At 63.6% G+C, this 15,660-nt stretch carries 9 protein-coding genes, 2 tRNA genes and 2 rRNA genes; 9 read left to right on the top strand and 4 right to left on the bottom strand.

Translation table 11 applies throughout. The features are described 5' to 3' along the window. Positions 1–38: 38 nt before the first annotated feature. From ACJMKX_RS03230 to ACJMKX_RS03220, 3 genes are all read left to right on the top strand, one after another. On the top strand, positions 39–503 hold the full coding sequence (locus tag ACJMKX_RS03230) for a bactofilin family protein (protein WP_405220944.1): 465 nt from the start codon (positions 39–41) through the stop codon (positions 501–503). A gap of 92 nt (positions 504–595) precedes the next feature. Next, complete coding sequence (gene erpA / locus ACJMKX_RS03225; RefSeq protein WP_405220942.1) at positions 596–967, top strand: iron-sulfur cluster insertion protein ErpA; 372 nt, start codon at positions 596–598, stop codon at positions 965–967. A 137-nt stretch (positions 968–1,104) separates the two neighbouring features. Continuing rightward, positions 1,105–2,574 carry a Ppx/GppA phosphatase family protein gene (locus ACJMKX_RS03220; protein ID WP_405220940.1) on the top strand — a complete coding sequence of 490 codons (1,470 nt, stop codon included), beginning with the start codon at positions 1,105–1,107 and terminating at the stop codon, positions 2,572–2,574. Here ACJMKX_RS03220 and ppk1 read toward each other — a convergent pair. The 3 genes from ppk1 to ACJMKX_RS03205 are packed head-to-tail and all read right to left on the bottom strand — an operon-like array spanning position 2,550 to position 7,240. Then, positions 2,550–4,628 (bottom strand): polyphosphate kinase 1, encoded by a 2,079-nt coding sequence (gene ppk1, locus ACJMKX_RS03215; protein ID WP_405220937.1) that lies wholly within the window; start codon positions 4,626–4,628, stop codon positions 2,550–2,552. The two genes, ACJMKX_RS03220 and ppk1, sit on opposite strands and share 25 nt — an antisense overlap. Before the next feature lie 51 nt (positions 4,629–4,679). Beyond that, positions 4,680–5,816 carry an anhydro-N-acetylmuramic acid kinase gene (locus ACJMKX_RS03210; protein ID WP_405220934.1) on the bottom strand — a complete coding sequence of 379 codons (1,137 nt, stop codon included), beginning with the start codon at positions 5,814–5,816 and terminating at the stop codon, positions 4,680–4,682. A gap of 38 nt (positions 5,817–5,854) precedes the next feature. Next, positions 5,855–7,240, bottom strand: coding sequence for a peptidoglycan DD-metalloendopeptidase family protein (locus ACJMKX_RS03205; protein ID WP_405220932.1), 1,386 nt, complete (start codon positions 7,238–7,240; stop codon positions 5,855–5,857). Between the two features lie 267 nt (positions 7,241–7,507). Between ACJMKX_RS03205 and tyrS the strand changes: the two genes are divergently transcribed. Both tyrS and ACJMKX_RS03195 read left to right on the top strand, forming a co-directional pair. After that, the gene (gene tyrS, locus ACJMKX_RS03200) at positions 7,508–8,713 is read left to right on the top strand and encodes a tyrosine--tRNA ligase (RefSeq protein WP_405220930.1); all 1,206 of its coding nucleotides are present in this window, start codon (positions 7,508–7,510) and stop codon (positions 8,711–8,713) included. Between the two features lie 68 nt (positions 8,714–8,781). Continuing rightward, positions 8,782–9,237, top strand: a complete 456-nt coding sequence (locus tag ACJMKX_RS03195) for a c-type cytochrome (protein WP_405220927.1) — start codon at positions 8,782–8,784, stop codon at positions 9,235–9,237. A gap of 39 nt (positions 9,238–9,276) precedes the next feature. Here ACJMKX_RS03195 and ACJMKX_RS03190 read toward each other — a convergent pair whose 3' ends face one another. Beyond that, the gene (locus tag ACJMKX_RS03190; RefSeq protein WP_405220924.1) at positions 9,277–9,984 is read right to left on the bottom strand and encodes a cytochrome b/b6 domain-containing protein; all 708 of its coding nucleotides are present in this window, start codon (positions 9,982–9,984) and stop codon (positions 9,277–9,279) included. Between the two features lie 449 nt (positions 9,985–10,433). On the opposite strand from ACJMKX_RS03190, the gene ACJMKX_RS03185 reads away from it, so the two are divergent. The 4 genes from ACJMKX_RS03185 to ACJMKX_RS03170 all read left to right on the top strand — a co-directional run bounded on the left by ACJMKX_RS03185 (position 10,434) and on the right by ACJMKX_RS03170 (position 15,517). After that, positions 10,434–11,975: ribosomal RNA gene (locus ACJMKX_RS03185) — 16S ribosomal RNA — on the top strand. A gap of 123 nt (positions 11,976–12,098) precedes the next feature. Beyond that, positions 12,099–12,175, top strand: a tRNA-Ile gene (locus ACJMKX_RS03180). An 89-nt stretch (positions 12,176–12,264) separates the two neighbouring features. Then, positions 12,265–12,340, top strand: a tRNA-Ala gene (locus ACJMKX_RS03175). Between the two features lie 282 nt (positions 12,341–12,622). Continuing rightward, a 23S ribosomal RNA gene (locus tag ACJMKX_RS03170) occupies positions 12,623–15,517 on the top strand. Together the 16S and 23S rRNA genes with 2 tRNA genes alongside form the textbook arrangement of a ribosomal RNA operon. Positions 15,518–15,660: the final 143 nt, after the last annotated feature.

The following is a 15,660-nucleotide window of genomic DNA, read 5'->3' as shown; positions in this document are numbered from 1 at the left end:
CCACGAGCCCGGGATGAACCCGCTTCACGGAGTAAGCCATGTTTGGACGTAAGAACAAGCGCCACACGACCATCGACACGCTGGTCGGCCCGAATTCGCGGGTGCAGGGCGACCTGCACTTCGACGGCGGCTGCCACGTGGACGGCACCGTCCACGGCAACGTCAGCGCCGATCCGCAGAGCGACTCGGCGCTCAGCATCAGCGAAAACGGCACCATCGAGGGCAACGTGACCGTGCCCCATGTGGTGCTGAAAGGCACGGTGCGCGGCGACCTCACGGCCAGCGAGCGGGTGGAACTCGGGCCCACGGCGCGGGTCATCGGTAATGTGTATTACAATCTGATCGAGATGGCCATCGGCGCGGAGATCAACGGCAAGCTGGTCCACGGCGCGGATACGCGCGCCGGCCAGGCCGCCGGGGATGCCGGTGAGAGCGGCAAGGCCGACAAGACCGGCGATACCGCGAAGATGCCGGCGCCCAAGATTGCGACGGGCGCGAAATAGGAGATCGACCCGAATCGGAATCGACCCGAATCGGAATCGACAAGTAGAGACCGGCAGACAGGGCCCGCACGCGGGCCCGGGGAAGCAGAAGCATGGAAAATTCGACGACGACACCCGAACCCACCGAGATGCCGCCGCCGCCCCTGGTGTTTACCGATGCGGCCGCGCAGAAAGTGGGCGAACTGATCCGTGAGGAAGACAATCAGGAACTCATGCTGCGCGTATTCGTCTCCGGCGGGGGCTGTTCCGGCTTCCAGTACGGATTCACATTCGACGAGAAGATGGAAGAGGGCGATACCCAGGTGGAGAACCAGGGCGTCACGCTGCTGGTGGACCCGATGAGCGTGCAGTACCTCATGGGCGCCGAGATCGACTACAAGGAAGACCTGGAAGGCGCGCAGTTCATCATCCGCAACCCGAACGCCCAGACCACCTGCGGCTGCGGTTCGTCGTTCTCCGTCTGATAGCCTGACGTCGCCGCAGCGGCGGCCACCGGCGGGAAGGAGGGGAGACCGGCATCGTCTCCAATAACGACCAGAACGACGATCACTCCCAGGACAGCGTCATCGCCGCTGTCGATCTGGGCTCCAACAGTTTCCACATGATCGTGGCCACCCTGCGCCACGGTCAGCTCACCATCCTGGACCGCCTGCGCGAGACGGTGCGGCTCGCCGAGGGCCTGTCACCGAAGACCGGGCTGACGGTGAGCAGCAAGGCCCGGGCGCTGGAGTGCCTGAGCCGTTTCGGCGAGCGGCTGCGCGACGTGGATGCCTCCAACGTGCGCGCGGCCGGCACCAATACCCTGCGGCGGGCCCGCCGCGAGGCCGGCTTCCTGGCCGAGGCCGAGGCCGCCCTCGGCCAGCCCATCGAGATCATCTCGGGCATTGAGGAGGCCCGTCTCATCTACCTCGGCGTGGCCCACAGCCTGCCGCCCATCGAGGGCCGCCGGCTCGTCGTGGACATCGGCGGCGGCAGCACCGAGCTGATACTGGGGCAGGGCGAGCAGCCGGAGGCGCTGGAGAGCCTGTCCATGGGCTGCGTCGGCAAGACCGAACGCTACTTCCCCGAGGGCAAGCTCACCCGCAAGGCCTTCGACCGCGCGCGCACGGCGGCGCAGCTGAAACTCAGGCCGGTGAAGGCGTTCTTCCGCAAGCACGGCTGGCAGGAGGCCATCGGCGCCTCGGGCACCGTCCGCTCCGCCGAGGCGGTGGCCCGGGAGCTGGGCGTCCTGCATCCGGAAGGCCTCACACTCGGCAACGTCGAGGAGCTGATCGAGCGCATGATTGCCCAGGGGCGCATCGAGCGGCTCGACCTGCCCGGTCTGTCCCAGCGCCGCGCCCAGGTCTGGGCGGGCGGGCTGTCCATCCTGGCCGAGATATTCGCTTCGCTCGGCATCGAGCGCATGAACATCTCCGACGGCTCGCTGCGCGAGGGTCTGCTCTACGATCTGGTGGGCCGGCTGCAGCACGCCGATGCCCGCGAGCGCACCGTGCAGGCCCTGGTCGAGCGCTACCACGTCGATCCGGACCAGTCGGAGCGCGCGGCGCTCATGGCCGGGCGGCTGCTCGCCCAGGTGGCGAAGCCGTGGAAGCTCACCGACCCGCTGGATGCGAAGTTGCTGGAATGGGCGGCGCGGCTGCACGAGATCGGTCTCGATATCTCCCACCACAATTTCCACCAGCATGGCGCCTACATCGTGGAGCACGCCGACCTGCCCGGCTTCCCCCGCCTGGAGCAGCAGGTGCTGGCCTGCCTGATCGCCTCGCAGCGCAAACGCCCGGACCAGGACCGCCTCGACCGGCTGCCGGAGAAGAAGCGCAAACGGGTGTGGCGCCTGGCCCTCCTGCTGCGCCTGGCGGTGCTCCTGAACCGCAGCCGCTCGGCGGATCTGCCGCTGGAGACCCGCGTGGTGGTCGGCAAGAGATCACTCGCCCTGTCCTTCCCCGACGGCTGGCTGGACAACAACCCGCTGACGCTGGCCGATCTCGACCGGGAGGTCCAGTATCTCAAACCCACCGGCTACCGGCTGGAGGTGGACTTCGCCGGTCAGCAGGTCTCCGCCAGCCGCTGAAGCAGGGCGCCCTGCGCCGAGTGCGTGCCGGCGTCCGGCCCGGGCGAGAGGCGGCGATAGCGGCCGTCGGCGGCAAGTTCCCAGGCGTCCGTGTTGTCCTCGAGATAGAGCTCCAGGTCGGCCTTGACCTGGTTGCGGTGCGACTTGCGCGTGAGCGGGAAGCAGGTCTCCACCCGGTTGAAGAAGTTGCGCTCCATCCAGTCCGCGCTGGCGCAGTAGATCAGCTCGTCACCGCCGTTCAGGAAGAAATACACGCGTGAGTGCTCCAGGAAGCGGCCGACGATGGAGCGCACCCGGATGTTCTCGGACACGCCCGGCAGCCCCGGGCGCAGCGAACAGATGCCGCGCACGATCAGGTCGACCTCGACGCCGGCCTGCGAGGCGCGATACAGGGCCTGGATCACCTGCGGCTCGATCAGCGCGTTCACCTTGACGATGATCCGCGCCGGCTGTCCCCGCCCTGCGGCTGCGGTCTCCGCCTCGATCAGCGCGAGCACGCGGTCGTGCAGGCTGAAGGGCGCGGTGGTCATGCGTTTCAGGCCGCGGATCTCGGTGAGACTGGTGAGCTGCATGAAGACCTCGTGCACGTCCCGGCCCAGCGACTGGTCAGCCGAGAGCAGGCCGTAGTCCGTGTACACGCGGGTGGTCTGCGGGTGATAGTTGCCGGTGCCGAGGTGCACGTAACGGCGCAGTTCCTCGCCGCGACGCCTGACCACGAGCGCCATCTTGGCGTGGGTCTTGTAGCCGACCACGCCGTAGACGACGTGGGCGCCCGCCTGCTGCAGCCGGTTGGCCAGCGAGATGTTGGCGGCCTCGTCGAAGCGGGCCATCAACTCGATGACCACCGTCACTTCCTTGCCCGCCTGGGCGGCGGCCACCAGGTGGTCGACGATGGGTGAGGTGGGGCCGCTGCGGTACAGGGTCTGCTTTATGGCCAGCACGTCAGGATCGGCGGCGGCCTGGGCGATGAAATCGATCACCGGTGTGAAGGCCTGGAACGGGTGGTGCAGCAGCACGTCCTTCGCGTCGACGGCGTCGAAGATCGTCTCCGCGCCCACCAGGCCGGCGGGCAGCCCCGGCGTGAACGGCCGGAACTTCAGGTCATCGCGCCCGGACAGGTCGCAAACCCGCAGCAGGCGGTTGAGGTTGACCGGACCGTCCACCGGATAGAGGTCCTCGGCATCCAGCTCGAAATGGTCCAGCAGGAAGGTGCTGAGCTCGTCGGGGCATTCGCTCGCCACCTCCAGGCGCACGGCGGCACCGTAGCGGCTGGCGGCCAGCTCGCCCTCCAGCGCCCGCACCAGGTCGTCCACCTCCTCGTCGTCCACGTACAGGTCGCTGTTGCGAGTCACGCGGAACTGGAAGCAGCCGTCCACCTTCATGCCGGGGAAGAGTTCGTCGACGAAGCTGTGAATCACCGACGACAGGAAGACGAAGTTCTCCTCGCCCGGGGTGCCCAGCTCCGGCGGCAGCGGGATCAGCCGCGGCAGGGAGCGGGGCGCCTGCACCAGGCCCCGGTGACGGCGGCGGCCGAAGACGTCCTTGCCCTTCAGCGCCACGATGAAATTCAGGCTCTTGTTCAGGATGCGCGGGAAGGGACGCGCCGGGTCCAGGGTCAGCGGCGTGAGCACCGGCAGCACCTGATCGTGGAAATAGGCGTGCAGCCAGTCCCGCTGGCCGTCCGTCCACTCGTCGCGGCGGACGAAGTGCACGCCGTTCTCCGCCAGTGCGGGCATCAGACCCTCGTTCAGGAGCCGGTACTGGTGCTCCACGAGTTCGGTCGCCTCGCCCCGTATCGCCGCCAGGGTCTCCCGGGGCGTCATACGGTCCGGCCCCGGTGCGGCCGATCCGAGTTCCTCGCGCTGCTTCAGTCCGGCCACCCGGATCTCGAAGAACTCGTCCAGATTGGTGCAGGAGATGCAGAGGAAGCGCAGGCGTTCGAGCAGCGGAGTCGTGGTGTCCAGCGCCTGGGCGAGTACCCGTTTGTTGAACTCGAGCAGGCTGAGCTCGCGATTGATGTAGTAGTCCGGCAGGCTCAGGTTCTCGGTGTCCACGGCCGTGCTCCTTCAGCGCAGGGGCGGCCGATCAGTATAGCAGCGGGGTGCTCACCCGGCGGGGGCGGCTCCCCCGTCCGCCAGGTAGATGCCGCCGAGGATGGCCGCGCGCTGAGCCCCGGTGACCCGGGGCCGGTTGCCGGGGCGCCCGGCCAGCGTCTCCCTGGCCAGCCAGGCGAAGGCGGCGGCCTCCACCCAGTCCGGATCGAGGCCTGCGGTCGCCGTACTCGTGACCTCCGCAGGCGTGCACAGCTCCGTCAGCCGTTCCATGAGAAAGCCGTTGTGCGCACCGCCGCCGCACACGAGCACCCGGTTCACCCCTGGTGCGTGCTCGCCGACCGCGCGGGCGACCGTGACCGCCGTGAGTTCGCACAGGGTCGCCTGAACGTCGACGGGCGGCGGCTGTTCCGGCAGGGCTTCCAGCCGGGCATCCAGCCAGTCGGCATTGAAATACTCGCGGCCGGTGGATTTCGGCGGCGGCGCGGTGAAGTAGGGGTCGTCCAGGCAGGCCTCGAGCAACAGTGGGGAGACTGTTCCCTCTCGTGCCCAGGCCCCGTCCCGATCCCAGCCCTCGTCCCGCTGGCGCCGTATCCAGCCGTCCATCAGGGTGTTGCCGGGGCCGCTGTCGAAGCCGGCGCGCACGTCGCCGTCCACCCGTGTGAGGTTGGCGATGCCGCCGATGTTGATCACGGCCACCGGCGCCCCGTCGCCGAACAGCCAGCCGTGGAAGGACGGCGCCAGGGGTGCTGCCTCGCCGCCCAGCGCGATGTCCCGGCGCCGGAAATCCGCCACGGTGGTGATGCCGGTGCGGGCGACGATGACGTTGGGGTCGCCGATCTGGAGCGTGAACGGCGTGTCGGCGTCCGGCCGGTGGCGCAGCGTCTGGCCGTGGCTGCCGATGGCGCGGACGTCTGCGGCCTCCAGCCCGGCGCCGGCCAGCAGACGCAGCGCGGCGGCGGCGAAGGCGCCGCCCACCTGTACGTCCAGCCGGCCGAGCGTATCCAGGTGGCAGGAGGCCGGGTCGGCTACTGCCCTTTCCAGCGCAGCACGCAGGTCGTCCGCATAGGCGTAGCAGGCCGTGGCCACCAGCTCGCAGCCACGCCGGCCCCGCTCGGGGAACGCAACGACGGCGGCGTCCACTCCGTCCATGCTGGTGCCGGAAATCAGGCCGAGGAAGAGTTCGCTCATGGGGTCAGGGGGGCACGGCGCCGGGGCGCCGCCTGGCCTCACTGCAGCGAGGCCAGGCGCGTCGTCCGATAGCGGTTCAGGCGTTCCAGCAGCGGTTCCGCGGCCGCCATGAACTCGCCGCGCCAGGCCGCGCGGATAGGCTCGGCCTCGGGCAGCTCGACGGTGCGCGGATTGCGGTGCACGCCGTTCACCCGGTACTCGTAATGCAGGTGGGCGCCGGTGACCATGCCCGTGGCGCCGACGTAACCGATGATCTGGCCCTGCCTGACGCGGCTGTTCGGTTTCGCACGGGAATGAAAACGCGACATGTGGGCGTACAGCGTGGTGATGTTGCCGCCGTGCTGCAGGATCACCGTGTTGCCGTAGCCGCCCTTGCGGCCGCGGAAAATGACCTTGCCGTCGCCGGCGGCCTTGATGGGCGTGCCCGTGGGTGCCGCGTAGTCCACGCCGCGGTGGGCGCGGATGGTGTTCAGCACCGGGTGGCGGCGGTTCGGGTTGAAGTTGGAGCTGATGTAGGCGAAGTCCACCGGCGCCCGGATGAAGGCCTTGCGTACGCTACGCCCGTCCGGTGTGTAGTAGTCGCTGTCGCCTTCCGGATTCACGAAGCGCAGGGCCTGGAAGGTATTGCCCCGGTTCACGAACTCGGCGGCTACGATCTCGCCGTTGCTGACGAATTCGCCGTCCTGCCAGATCTCTTCATAGAGGATGTAGAACTCGTCGCCCTTGCGGATGTCGAGCACGAAATCGATGTCCCAGGCGAAGATGCCCGCCAGGTTCATGATGACGTTGTCGGAGATGCCGGCATCCATCGCGGCCTCGAACAGCGAGGTCTCGATCACACCGTGGGCCATCTTCTCGCGCACCTCGATCGGACGCTCGACGATCGAGGCCGCGAAGTCGTCGCCGTCGGCCTCCACCACCAGCGCGGAGGTGAGGTCCAGCTCCTTGTAGAGCCGGCGCAGGCGCCCGTCACTGTGGCGGATCTCGAGCGTGTCCCCGGGGCGGATCAGGCGCAGCGGCTCCTTCGCCTCCTTCAGGCCGGTGATGCGGGCCAGGTCGGCGATGCTGAGCGAGTGGCGGCGGAACAGCCGGTCCAGGGTGTCGCCGCGAGCCACCTCCAGAGTGAGCGGCGTATACGGCACGATCTGGGCGACTTCGGCGGGCGAACTCGGCGTCAGCAGTTCCGCCAGTGATTCACTGCGGCGCTGCACCGGCGGTGCCGGTATGCTGAGCGACGCGGCGATCTCGCGCTCCATCATGTCGGGGCTGACCTGCTCCGCGGTGCCGCCGGCATCCCGCAGTCCGGCCAGCAGGGCCACGATGGCCAGCGGCAGGCCGAGACCCACGGCGAACCAGGAAAGGCGCCTCGGGGCCGGGTTCCTGTGCGCGAGCTTGTGCTTGTAATCGTGCCTGATCGGGCTCACAGGACGGTGCAAGGCGGCTCTCCGGTATAGGGCAACGGATAATGTAGCCACAAGACATAATCGAGTCAAAGAAAGCGGTAGCAAATCAGGTCGTTAAACCGGCTTTTTCAGATGCCGACGCAGGCCGTGGGGGCCCGCTTCGGGGTCCGGCCCGCAGCACCCTTTGTGATTCGCCCCCGCGTCGGGCAAGATTCGCAGCGCGGCGCGCGCCCGCCGCGGCCCCGGGGTTCGGTCAACCCGGGCTATAGCAACGGGGCGACAGGAGCCATGAAGCAGATTCCCGCCGAACAACAGCTCGAGGAACTGACCCGCGGTGCCGAGGAGGTGCTGCCGCAAGGTGCACTGCGTGCGAAACTCGCCGAGGGCCGGCCGCTGGTGGTCAAGGCCGGCTTCGACCCGACGGCGCCGGACCTGCACATCGGCCATACGGTGCTGATCAACAAGATGCGCCAGTTCCAGGCGTTCGGCCACGAGGTCGTCTTCCTGATCGGCGACTTTACCGGGATGATCGGCGACCCCTCCGGCAAGAACGCCACCCGCCCGCCGCTCAGCGAGGACGACGTGCGGGAGAATGCGCGCACCTACGAGGCGCAGATCTTCAAGATCCTGGACCCCGATCGCACCCGCATCGAATTCAACTCCCGCTGGATGGGCGAGATGAGTGCGGCCGACATGATCCGGCTGGCCTCCCGCCATACCGTGGCGCGCATGCTCGAGCGCGACGATTTCCACAAGCGCTACACCGGCGGCCAGGCGATCGCCGTCCACGAGTTCCTCTATCCGCTGGTGCAGGGCTATGACTCGGTGGCCCTGAAAGCCGATGTGGAGCTCGGCGGCACGGACCAGAAGTTCAACCTGCTGGTCGGCCGGCAGCTGCAGCAGGACTACGGCCAGGCGCCCCAGGTGGTGTTCACCATGCCGCTGCTGGAGGGTCTGGGCGGCGTGGAGAAGATGTCCAAGTCGCTGAACAACTACGTGGGCATCACGGAGCCGCCGGACGAGATGTTCGGCAAGCTCATGTCGATCTCCGACGACCTCATGTGGCGTTACTTCGAGCTGCTCAGCTTCCGCCCGCTGGGCGATATCCGCGCGCTGCACGAGGCCGTCGCGGAAGGCCGCAATCCCCGGGACGTGAAGTTCGAGCTCGCCCGCGAGATCGTGGACCGGTTCCACGGTGCCGGCGCGGGCGAGGCGGCGCAGGAGACTTTCATCGCCCGCTTCCGCAAGGGCGACATGCCCGCGGACATGCCGGCGCTCGACGTGGCCACGCAGGACGGCCGGCTCGGCATCGCCCGGGTGCTGCGCTCGGCGGGCCTGGTCTCCAGCAACTCGGAGGCATTCCGCATGATCGGTCAGGGCGCGGTGCGGGTGGACGGCGACCGCATCGAGGACCGGGATCTGGAGCTCGAGGCCGGCAATACCCATGTCTGCCAGGTCGGCAAGCGCCGCTTCGCGCGGGTCACGCTGACCTGATACCGGAAATCGGGGGAATGGACGGTGCGGCCCGTGCCGCCCGCAGGATAATTGTAAGGAGAGTACAGATGCATTTCAGGAAGATGATCGTTTGTCTGGCCGTATTGGCAGCGGGCAGCGCGTTCGCCATGGATGCGAATCAGGCCGAGAAGGCGTACGAGGTACGGCACTCGCTGTTCAACCTGGTGGGGTGGAATACCGGGCCGCTCGCCGGCATGGCCAAGAAGGAGATCCCCTTCGACGCGGCCAGGGCGGAGACGCACGCCAGCCGCATTGCTGCGCTGGTGCCGATGATCCCCGACGCCTTTGCCGCCGATACGCGTGGCTACGACCTGCCCACCGAGGCGAAGGACGCGATCTGGGAGGAAAAGGAGGGGTTCCTGCAACTGGCCGCCGCGATCCGCGACAAGAGCGCCGCGCTGGAGACGGCGGCGGCCGGCGGTGATTTCGACGCGTTCAGGACGGCGTTCGTCGAGATGGGGCAGGCCTGCAAGGACTGCCACGACCGCTTCCGCGAGGACTGAGCGCCGCCCCCGGAAGGGGACCTGCCAAGCACAGAACGCTCAGAACAGAAAATCCGCGGCCGCCGGCTCCGGCGCCAGGTCCACGATCAGCCACACCACGCCAGCCGCGAGCGTGGCCAGGAGCAGGGCCAGCAGGAGCCGGTGGCCGCGGATTCCCGCTGCCGGGTCGGCACTCCGCTTGCGGCCGGTGATCATGGCCGTCGCGAGGTCGATGCGCAGCCTGAGCCAGTAGGCAAGGATGGCGGCGACGTGCAGGCCCGCCAGCGCCAGCAGCAGGTTGAAGTTCACGGCGTGCAGCCAGGAGAGCGTGCCGGCCAGGTCGTCGGACACCGCGCCGTGCCAGGGACCGCTGGTGAGTACGTCGTCGGTATTGAACAGTCCCGTCACCGCCTGCACGGTCACCACGGCCAGAATGGTCAGCACCGACCAGCCGCCCAGGGGGTTGTGCCCCGCGCTGACCTGCGCGCGCCCGGCCAGCCAGTCTCTGACGTACGCGGCGACCGCCCCGGGGCCGCGCAGAAAATCTCCGAAGCGCGCGTGGCGCGGCCCGACGAAACCCCAAAGGAGCCGGAACAGGACCAGCCCGATCACCAGATAGCCGAGCCGCATGTGCCACTCCATGTACTTCACGCCGAGCTCGTGGGTGATCCAGCTGCCTGCCAGCGCCAGTACCAGCAGCCAGTGGAACAGCCGCAGGGGCAGGTCCCAGACGAGGGCCGCGGCGGGCCGATCCGTGTCTCTTTTCATGGCGGCATTCAGCCAGAACCGCCTCCGCCCGGCAAGCATTCGCGCACCGGAACGCAGGGCTCCGGAGACGGCCCAAGACAGTGGTTGGAAGGGCGTCTGCCGAGGGTATTCCGGCGGCACTCCGGCCGCCGGCGAAAAGAATTTGCCGTCTGCTGTTGACGGGGGCGGGATCGTCGCTATAATGCGCCCTCCCTGACGGCCGCGTCGCCGGCAGGAGACCCCGAAAATGCAGTGATGCAGGCAGCCTGGACTGTTGACCAACCCCGGCCTGCCTGTATAATTGTGGGTCTGCCCCGGATTCCGGGGACTCGCTCTTTAACAATACAATCAGGTAATTTGTGTGGGCGCTCGCGCTGGAATTTTCGGAAGCGAAAACCAGAGTGAGCGAACCAAACCTAAGTCAATGTGATTTAGAGCTTGGGGATCTCATTCTTCAAACTTCAATGTTTAAACTGAAGAGTTTGATCCTGGCTCAGATTGAACGCTGGCGGCATGCCTAACACATGCAAGTCGAACGGAAACGATGGGAGCTTGCTCCCAGGCGTCGAGTGGCGGACGGGTGAGTAATACTTAGGAATCTGCCCAGTAGTGGGGGATAGCCCGGGGAAACTCGGATTAATACCGCATACGCCCTACGGGGGAAAGCGGGGGATCTTCGGACCTCGCGCTATTGGATGAGCCTAAGTCGGATTAGCTTGTTGGTGAGGTAAAAGCTCACCAAGGCGACGATCCGTAGCTGGTCTGAGAGGACGATCAGCCACACTGGGACTGAGACACGGCCCAGACTCCTACGGGAGGCAGCAGTGGGGAATATTGGACAATGGGCGAAAGCCTGATCCAGCAATGCCGCGTGTGTGAAGAAGGCCTGCGGGTTGTAAAGCACTTTCAGTAGCGAAGAAAAGCCGGCGGCTAATAACCGACCGGTCTTGACGTAACCTACAGAAGAAGCACCGGCTAACTCCGTGCCAGCAGCCGCGGTAATACGGAGGGTGCAAGCGTTAATCGGAATTACTGGGCGTAAAGCGCGCGTAGGTGGTTGGGTAAGTCAAATGTGAAAGCCCCGGGCTTAACCTGGGAATTGCATTCGATACTGCTTAACTAGAGTGTGGGAGAGGGAAGTGGAATTTCCGGTGTAGCGGTGAAATGCGTAGATATCGGAAGGAACACCAGTGGCGAAGGCGACTTCCTGGCCCAACACTGACACTGAGGCGCGAAAGCGTGGGTAGCAAACAGGATTAGATACCCTGGTAGTCCACGCCGTAAACGATGAGAACTAGATGTCGGGGGGATTTGCCCTTCGGTGTCGCAGTTAACGCATTAAGTTCTCCGCCTGGGGAGTACGCCGGCAACGGTAAAACTCAAAGGAATTGACGGGGACCCGCACAAGCGGTGGAGCATGTGGTTTAATTCGATGCAACGCGAAGAACCTTACCTGCCCTTGACATCCTCGGAACTTGTCAGAGATGACTTGGTGCCTTCGGGAACCGAGTGACAGGTGCTGCATGGCTGTCGTCAGCTCGTGTCGTGAGATGTTGGGTTAAGTCCCGCAACGAGCGCAACCCTTGTCCCTAGTTGCCAGCACTTCGGGTGGGAACTCTAGGGAGACCGCCGGTGACAAACCGGAGGAAGGTGGGGACGACGTCAAGTCATCATGGCCCTTATGGGCAGGGCTACACACGTGCTACAATGGCGTGTACAGAGGGTTGCCAACCCGCGAGGGGGAGCTAATCCCAGAAAGCACGTCGTAGTCCGGATCGGAGTCTGCAACTCGACTCCGTGAAGCCGGAATCGCTAGTAATCGCGAATCAGCAATGTCGCGGTGAATACGTTCCCGGGTCTTGTACACACCGCCCGTCACACCATGGAAGTTGGTTGCACCAGAAGTAGGTAGCCTAACCCTCGGGAGGGCGCTTACCACGGTGTGGCCAATGACTGGGGTGAAGTCGTAACAAGGTAGCCGTACGGGAACGTGCGGCTGGATCACCTCCTTTAAGAGTAAAGCGCAACCGCAAAGGAAGGCGCGAGCTCCCATACAAGTTACCTGATTGAATAGGCAACAGGCCTGGACTGCTGTCCGACCTCGCTCGAGAGAGCCCGGGCGCTTCGTGGACTCCGGGTCTGTAGCTCAGTTGGTTAGAGCGCACCCCTGATAAGGGTGAGGTCGGAAGTTCAAATCTTCCCAGACCCACCATCTCCACGTCGGATATGCATGTAGGAGGGCCTTCAGGCCCGATTCCGGTCTGTGGGAGGGGCTTCAGCCCCGATTCATGAATTCGAATAGGGGCCATAGCTCAGCTGGGAGAGCGCCTGCTTTGCACGCAGGAGGTCGGCGGTTCGATCCCGCCTGGCTCCACCATCCAACCGGTGGCCCTGTTGCCTGTACGAAGACAGCAAACGAAAGCATCAGAGCTTTCTTTTGATGTTTTTTGCTCTTTAACAATCTGGATAAGTTTTGACGTCTAGGCTGAGTCTTCGGACTCAGTTTTTTAGAGTGTCGCATTCGCGTCGCAAGGACACGGTTCTGAGGCAGACCGGTAATCTTCTACCGCCTGTCAGACGAGCCTGGGTCGAGTCTGTTCTGCTTTGCAAAAGGTGCTGGAGCAGGCGAGTCCCGCCCGGAGAACGTTTTGGGTTATATGGTCAAGCGACTAAGCGCACACGGTGGATGCCTAGGCGGTAGGAGGCGATGAAGGACGTGGTAGTCTGCGATAAGCCTCGGCGAGCTGACAAACTAGCTTTGACCCGGGGATTTCCGAATGGGGAAACCCACTCCGCTTGCGGAGTATCCTGTACTGAATACATAGGTGCAGGAAGCGAACCTGGTGAACTGAAACATCTAAGTAACCAGAGGAAGAGAAATCAACCGAGATTCCCTCAGTAGCGGCGAGCGAACGGGGAACAGCCCAGTTACCATCAACTTGTGGATCCTAGCGGAACGATCTGGAAAGGTCGGCCATAGAAGGTGATAGCCCTGTATGCGAAAGGTGATACAAGGGGGTAACGAAGAGTAGGACGGGGCACGAGAAACCTTGTCTGAACATGGGGGGACCATCCTCCAAGGCTAAATACTCCCTACCGACCGATAGTGAACCAGTACCGTGAGGGAAAGGCGAAAAGAACCCCGGAGAGGGGAGTGAAATAGAACCTGAAACCGTGTGCGTACAAGCAGTCGGAGCCCCTTCGGGGGTGACGGCGTACCTTTTGTATAATGGGTCAGCGAGTTGTTTTCAGTGGCAAGCTTAACCACCTAGGGGAGGCGTAGGGAAACCGAGTCCGAACAGGGCGATTCAGTCGCTGGGAGCAGACCCGAAACCGGGCGATCTATCCATGGCCAGGGTGAAGGTAGGGTAATACCTGCTGGAGGCCCGAACCGGGTAATGTTGAAAAATTATCGGATGAGCTGTGGATAGGAGTGAAAGGCTAATCAAGCTCGGAGATAGCTGGTTCTCCTCGAAAGCTATTTAGGTAGCGCCTCGTGTCTCACTCCTGGGGGTAGAGCACTGTTTCGGCTAGGGGGCCATCCCGGCTTACCAAACCGATGCAAACTCCGAATACCAGGAAGTGCAATCACGGGAGACACACGGCGGGTGCTAACGTCCGTCGTGGAGAGGGAAACAACCCAGACCGCCAGCTAAGGTCCCCAAGTTACAGCTAAGTGGGAAACGATGTGGGAAGGCGAAGACAGCCAGGAGGTTGGCTTAGAAGCAGCCACCCTTTAAAGAAAGCGTAATAGCTCACTGGTCTAGTCGGCCCGCGCGGAAGATTTAACGGGGCTCAAGCTGTACACCGAAGCTGCGGACGCATGCTTGCATGCGTGGTAGAGGAGCGTTCTGTAAGCCTGTGAAGGTGTGTCGCGAGGCATGCTGGAGGTATCAGAAGTGCGAATGCTGACATGAGTAACGATAATGCGGGTGAAAAACCCGCACGCCGAAAACCCAAGGTTTCCTGCGCAACGCTAATCGGCGCAGGGTGAGTCGGCCCCTAAGGCGAGACCGAAAGGTGTAGTCGATGGGAATCAGGTTAAAATTCCTGAACCGGCTGTTACTGCGATGGGGGGACGGAGAAGGCTAGGTCAGCCGGCTGTTGGTTGCCGGTTTAAGCATGTAGGAAGTGTCCTTAGGCAAATCCGGGGACACAATTCCGAGATGCGATGACGAGCTCCCTATGTGGAGCGAAGTGATTGATGCCATGCTTCCAGGAAAAGCCTCTAAGCTTCAGGTAACAGTTGACCGTACCGTAAACCGACACAGGTGGGTGAGGAGAGAATCCTAAGGCGCTTGAGAGAACTCGGGTGAAGGAACTAGGCAAATTGGTACCGTAACTTCGGGAGAAGGTACGCCCCTGTTGGTGATGAGACTTGCTCTCTGAGCTGGTGGGGGTCGCAGTGACCAGGTGGCTGCGACTGTTTATTAAAAACACAGCACTCTGCAAACTCGAAAGAGGAAGTATAGGGTGTGACGCCTGCCCGGTGCCGGAAGGTTAATTGATGGGGTTAGCGTAAGCGAAGCTCTTGATCGAAGCCCCGGTAAACGGCGGCCGTAACTATAACGGTCCTAAGGTAGCGAAATTCCTTGTCGGGTAAGTTCCGACCTGCACGAATGGCGTAACGATGGCCACACTGTCTCCACCCGAGACTCAGTGAAATTGAAATCGCTGTGAAGATGCAGTGTACCCGCGGCTAGACGGAAAGACCCCGTGAACCTTTACTACAGCTTTACACTGAATTTTGAACCTGCTTGTGTAGGATAGGTGGGAGGCTTTGAAGCGTGGACGCCAGTCTGCGTGGAGCCAACCTTGAAATACCACCCTGGCATGTTTGAAGTTCTAACCCAGGCCCGTTATCCGGGTCGGGAACAGTGTATGGTGGGTAGTTTGACTGGGGCGGTCTCCTCCCAAAGAGTAACGGAGGAGTACAAAGGTACCCTCAGTGCGGTCGGACATCGCACGTTGCGTATAAAGGCAAAAGGGTGCTTGACTGCGAGACAGACAAGTCGAGCAGGTGCGAAAGCAGGTCTTAGTGATCCGGTGGTTCTGTATGGAAGGGCCATCGCTCAACGGATAAAAGGTACTCCGGGGATAACAGGCTGATTCCTCCCAAGAGTCCACATCGACGGAGGAGTTTGGCACCTCGATGTCGGCTCATCACATCCTGGGGCTGTAGCAGGTCCCAAGGGTATGGCTGTTCGCCATTTAAAGTGGTACGCGAGCTGGGTTTAGAACGTCGTGAGACAGTTCGGTCCCTATCTGCCGTGGGCGTTGGAAACTTGAGAAGAGCTGCTCCTAGTACGAGAGGACCGGAGTGGACGCACCTCTGGTGTTCCGGTTGTCACGCCAGTGGCACTGCCGGGTAGCTATGTGCGGACGGGATAACCGCTGAAAGCATCTAAGCGGGAAGCCCCCTTCAAGATTAGGTTTCCCTGGACCCTCGAGGTCCCTGAAGAGCCCTCGAAGACTACGAGGTTGATAGGCTGGGTGTGGAAGTTCAGTAATGGATGAAGCTAACCAGTACTAATTGCTCGTGAGGCTTGGCCATATAACACCAAAGCGTTTTCGCGACGCTAAGCGACACTCTGACGTCAAAACTTTCCAGATTGTTAATCCAACATGGAGTCTGACATGTAGGAGGGCCTTCAGGCCCGATCCCGATCGCGGCTGAAGCCGCTCCTACGGTGCCAG

The organism is Lentisalinibacter sediminis (assembly GCF_040706615.1).
In the GTDB taxonomy this organism is placed as follows: domain Bacteria; phylum Pseudomonadota; class Gammaproteobacteria; order Steroidobacterales; family Woeseiaceae; genus Lentisalinibacter; species Lentisalinibacter sediminis.
This window is presented reverse-complemented; position numbering and strand designations above follow the sequence as displayed.